Consider the following 2,486-nt stretch of genomic DNA (forward strand, 5'->3'; position numbering starts at 1 on the left):
GCTCTGCCCACTGGCCCACCTCCAACGGGTCCTTCGCTCCCTCTGCCCCGGAGACTTCCGTGCCTACCTCGATCACCATCACGTCCGAGTTCAGCGGCAGCGTCGTTGCCAAGGGCGCTACTGACGACCTCTCCGCGCAGCTCCTCCGTCACGCCGGTTTCAAGCAGATCGACGACTGGCACGGCCGACGCCATCGCCTGCCCACCACCACTCCGCTCGCCGACCAGGTCGCCATCGCCAGCCATGCGGCCGAGATGCTTCGAGCCGCTCGCTATGACGTCACCCTCCCGCCGTCTCTCGACACCGCCCGGCTGAGCCCTCCGGTGCATGCGCTGGGGCCCTACGCCGCCGGAGCCGAACTCCTCAGCATCACGGACCAGATCCGTGCGGCCGAAGACGGAGCCAGCCTTCAGCGGGCAGTTGACCACCTCCTTCACCCCGAGCACGGTGCGCTGGAGCGTGTCCGGGAGGCGCTGGAAGCAGCGGGAGAACAGGTCAACGACCTGGACGACGACGCGTATGCGCTCGCCGACCGGTTCGGCTTCGCCTCGGAGTTCGTCAGCTCGGCCCAGTCCGAACTCGTCGACCCCGAGGCCGAGCTACGCCGCGTCGGCGACGCTTCGACGAGCTACTCCCCAGCACGGACCGTCCGTGATCACCGTGGTGCCGCTCTCGCCACTTCTCCTGCGGCGAACCAGGCCTAGGTCCAATGCCGTTCGGTTAGGGCCTGCCGATTATCAACTCGCCGTCTTGATCTCCGGTGGCGGGGTGATTCCGAGCTGTGTGGCGAGGTCTGCGAGGTCGTCCAGGGTGGCGAGGCGGTGCTCGGCCGGGGCGTTGATGTGCCCGATCTCGTCGAGGAGTTGGTGGGTCTTGCGGATGCGCCGGTTGATGGTCTGGGGCGCGACCGCGAAGAGGCGGGCGATGGCGACCTGGGGAAGCCCGAGCCTCTCGTAGAGGAGGGTGGCCAGGAGCCGGTCGACGAGAGTGAGGCCCGGGCGCCGGCCGGTGTAGAGGCCGGCGGCGGGAGTCTTCTGCCGGTCGCCGCCGCGCCGCTGGTGTAGGTCGTCTTCCCGCTGGGCCGTGCGGGCCGCCGCCAGCTCACCGATGAGCTGGCCCCATCGTTCGTCGTCCATGCCGGTCAGGGCCGGGTGGACCAGCCAGGCGCGGCCGGGGCCGGGCTGGAGCTGAGGCAGTACGGGAGGGATTCCATCCCGACGGTGCTCCTCGGGACGCAGGGTGTAGTTCCAGTCGCCATGCCAGTCGTGGCGGTTCAGCGGCAAGGCGGTCATCTGCCCGTCGCTGACCCTCAATCCGGTCTCATAGAGGGCAGTGTCGAGCTCGGCCCGGATGGCGAGGCCGGTGCGGGTGGTGGTCGCGGCGATGCTGTTGACGATGACGTCATGGCTGGTCAGCGGCCTGCCTCGCCAGTTCATCGTGATGTGGGAGAACAGCCGGTGCTCAATTTTGTTCCATTTTGAAGTACCTGGAGGAAAGTGAGACACGCTGATCTCCAGGCCGGTCTCGAGGGCCAGGGCGGCCAGCTCGAACTTCCAGGCGCGGGTCCGGTGTCCGTTGGAACCGCCTGCGTCCGCGGTGATCAGCAGGCGTCCGGAGTGCGGGTAGGCGGCATGTCCGGCCGCATGCCACCAGCGGCGGATGGAGGCGACGGCGAACGCTGCGGTGTCGTGATCGGTGCCGACGTTGACCCAGCCGGCATCCTCGGCCAGGTCGTAGATTCCGTACGGGATCGCCTTGCCCAGATCGGCGTCGGGAAAGTCGTGAGTACGGACCCGGACCGGTTCCCCCTTGCGATGCCACTCGCGCCCGCCGTTCTTGTAGTTGCCCACCAGCTCCTTCTTCTTGGTGTCCACGCTGATCACGGGGTCGCCTGCTGCCTGGAACTCCTTGGCCTGGTCGTTGATATAGCGGAACTGTCCGTCCCGGTCCGGGTGCTGCTTGCCTTCGGTGGTCTTGGCGTTGCCCTGGAGGCTGAAGCCCTCCTCGCGCAGCACCGCCGCCACCGTGTCCGCCGAGACCCGATGGCCCTGCCGGACCAGCTCGGCGGACAACTGCCGCGTCGACTTCACCGTCCACCGCAGCGGTGACATCGGATCCCCACGCACATTCGGCTCCACCAAAGCCAGCAGCGCGGGCCGCAGCCCCGGATTCAGGTCCACCGCCCGTTTGCGGCCCCCGCCCACCCGGCGGACCCGTCCCAACAGCACGTCACCGGACTCAAGTTCAGCAGCCCCGCGTGAAACGGTGCCCTCACGCACCCCCGCCGCGCGAGCGACGAGCCTGATCCCGCCATGCCCCAGCGAGCGTGCCTCCGCTCCTATGGTCAGTCGCCGCTGACGCTCGTCCAAGTGCGGGAACAGCGCCTGAAACTTCGCCGCCAGCCCGGTCTCGATCCCCTCCGATCTCCCCATACCACAACAACGAGCCACAATCCCGGAAGCGACGGCTTGTTTCCCGGCAGGCCC

At 68.3% G+C, this 2,486-nt stretch carries 2 protein-coding genes; one reads left to right on the top strand and one right to left on the bottom strand.

The features are described 5' to 3' along the window. Nucleotides 1–59: 59 nt before the first annotated feature. Entirely contained in the window at nucleotides 60–704 is a 645-nt protein-coding gene (locus B9S57_RS10770) for a hypothetical protein (protein ID WP_258036351.1), read from the top strand. A gap of 33 nt (nucleotides 705–737) precedes the next feature. Here the strand turns inward: B9S57_RS10770 and B9S57_RS10775 are convergent, their stop codons facing one another. Further along, entirely contained in the window at nucleotides 738–2,432 is a 1,695-nt protein-coding gene (locus tag B9S57_RS10775; RefSeq protein ID WP_103514838.1) for an ISAzo13 family transposase, read from the bottom strand. Nucleotides 2,433–2,486: the final 54 nt, after the last annotated feature.

The organism is Streptomyces sp. SM10 (assembly GCF_002910915.1).
Lineage (GTDB): Bacteria > Actinomycetota > Actinomycetes > Streptomycetales > Streptomycetaceae > Streptomyces.